The organism is Streptomyces sp. RP5T, assembly GCF_003933965.1.
Lineage (GTDB): Bacteria > Actinomycetota > Actinomycetes > Streptomycetales > Streptomycetaceae > Streptomyces.
Genome location: NZ_RSAJ01000871.1, coordinates 1 through 2,550 on the forward strand (window position 1 = coordinate 1; position 2,550 = coordinate 2,550).

The 2,550-nt window shown below is 71.8% G+C and carries 2 protein-coding genes; both read right to left on the reverse strand.

Annotated features, from left to right (window positions below; all coding sequences use genetic code 11):
- A partial coding sequence (locus EHS43_RS42260) for an RICIN domain-containing protein (protein ID WP_185806642.1) occupies nucleotides 1-1,712 on the reverse strand: 1,712 nt, incomplete at its 3' end.
- A 368-nt stretch (nucleotides 1,713-2,080) separates the two neighbouring features.
- Nucleotides 2,081-2,550 (reverse strand): helix-turn-helix domain-containing protein (locus EHS43_RS42265; RefSeq protein WP_148104269.1); only part of this gene is annotated, 470 nt, incomplete at its 5' end.

Sequence of the window (2,550 nt, forward strand, 5' to 3'; positions counted from 1 at the left end):
GACTTGGGGGTGGGCGTGGCGCTGCTGTCCGCGTCCCAGTTGACCGCCTCCATCTGGGGGTCGGTCTTGGAGGTGTCGAACACCCAGCGCTGGGCGGGGCCGTCCTCGCGGTTCTTCAGGACCAGCGCGCCGGACCCGTCGGTGGCGGCGGGGGTGAGAGCGAGGTCCTGGTTCCAGCGCGGGACGAGGGTGCCCTGGAGGGTGAAGTCGTAGCGGATGTCCTTGGCGTCGGGGGCGGTGTCGCCCGTGCAGGTCGCGAGCCGCACCGAGAAGCCGAGGCGGGAGTCCAGGCACAGGTCCGGGTCGGCGGCGCTGCGCAGCAGTCCGTCGGTCTCGTACGTCCACTGCTGGTCCTGGGCCCCGGAGCACTCGGCTAGTGCGGTCTCGGCGCCCAGGACGAGTTTCTTGCCGACGACGCCGACGCACAGCCCGGACTCGACGTTGTGCAGGCGGCCGCGCAGCTCGCCGCGGCGTGCCTCGCTCGCCCCTGCCCATGACGGGTCGCTGGTCGCGGAGGCGGTGTCGGAGCCGGGTGCCTCGGAAGGCGTGGCGTCGGCCGGACCGCTGTCGTCCGAGCTGAACGAGGACCACATGACGAGGGGAAGGACGACGAGCCCACTCACCGTCAGGACGGCCGCGGTGAGGTTGCGGCGGGAGGTGCGGCGGGCCGCCTTGTGGGCCGAGCGCCGGGACGCGGAGCGCGTCCCGGCACGGTGACCGGGGGCGGCGGGCGCCGGGTCGACGGGAGCGGGACCGGAGCCGGAGTCGCCGGCAGCGGTGTCCTGGCCGGGGGCGGTGAAGGGCATCGGCGTACCGAAGGCCTCCGCCACGAACGGCCTTGCCGGCGCGTGCTGTCGGGCCTCCCGCGCCGATCCGGAGTCGTCGACGTTCAGCCGGGACTGCACGTAGGCGGCGGCACCCCAGCCGAGCACGGCCTCGGCGAGGGCGAGACCGAGCTGCCCGTTGAACTGGTGCAGTTGGTCCGCGGTGTGCATGCAGTGCCTGCACCGCTCAAGGTGGGCGCGCAGGTCGGGATCGAGGTCGACCCCGCCACGCCGGTAGGTCACGTCGAGCAGTCGCAGGTAGTGCCGGCACTCCTGCTCGGGGGCGAGTTCGCGGTGGACCTGGAGGCACTCCTCGCGCAACCGCTCGCGGGCCCGGCCGAGTTCGACGCGGGCGTCCTCCACGTCCAGGCCCAGAAGGCCCGCGGGGACGGCGAGCGGCTCGGCCTCGACCTCGGTGTGCCACAGCAGGCAGCGGGCGGACTGCTGCAGGCGCTGGAAGGCACCGGACAGCAGCCGCCGTTCGGCGGGGGGCAGCAGGCGGGCCGCGACCCTGTCGCCACCGGCCTCGCTCGTCAGCGCGGGGTGGAGCATCTCCCGTCGGCCGTCGGAGTCCCACTCGGCCGCGATCCGGCGGACGGTGACGAGCAGATGGGGCCGCCAGGCGGCGGTCGGCCCGGTGTGACGCAGCGACTCGCCGAACAGGCGGGTGAACGCGGCCGTGGTGAGCATGCCGGCGGGACGGGGGCCGTCGGTGCACAGCCGCGCGTAGGCGAAGGCGGCTTCCCAGTGCCGGTCGAGGAGTTCACCGACGGGCTGCAGGGCCGGCGAGGTGCCGCTCCACTTCTTGAGCTCGGCGCTCAGCTGCTCGTCCGTGACGTCGTACGGGCGAGCCGGAGACGGGGAATTCGACAGGCCTGCGTCCTTCACGGCGGCATTTCCTCCCGAGGGCATGCTGCGTTGCATTAAGTCCATACCAATGGGTGCGTTCGCCTGGGACAGCTCTTTTGAAGCATGAAGGGCGTACGGAGCGGGTCAAGAGCGCACAGAAGGAATATGCATTGTCCGTGCGCTGACACGGCACACCTTTGCACAGGTCAGGGACGTCGAACAAGTGATCTCGCGGTTTTGCGCATCCCGTCCGGTTCGTATTGATAGACGTTTCGTCAACACCGACGGCTCAAGGGAATGCGCTCCCCTGATTCCGTAATGGGAAACAGGATTCAGTCGACTCCGCGAAGAGATCCAGGCAACCATTGAACCCCCACTACACGGCGCGTGCGGGTGGCCTGGTCATCTCATGTTCCAACCATTGGGCCCGCGGCCCGGTAGGCCCCGGGCGGGGTGCCGTAGCGGTCGCGGAAGACGCGGTTGAAATGGAAGGGGCTGGCGAAACCGGAGGCGGCGGCGACGCGTTCCACCGACAGGTCGGTGCTCTCCAGTAGCCGGGCGGCGTGATGCAGCCGGGCCTCGCGCAGCGCCCGCATGGGTGAGCGGCCGAACTGCTCGGTGAAGAGGTGGGCGAAGCGGGACGGCGAGAGCGAGACCTCCCCGGCCAGCGACCGGACCGTGTGCGGGGCGCCGGGGTCCGCCGCGATCAGCTCCTGGGCCCGCTGGACCCGGGGGTCCACGCCGGTCCCGCTCCGGGGCCCGCGCCCGGACCCGGCGGTCAGCAGGACGATCTCCTCCAGTGCGCCCAGGGCGAGTTCGCGTGCGGTGCTGCCGTGGGCCACGGCGACAGCGGCCCGTTCGCCGGGCGGGGCGGGAT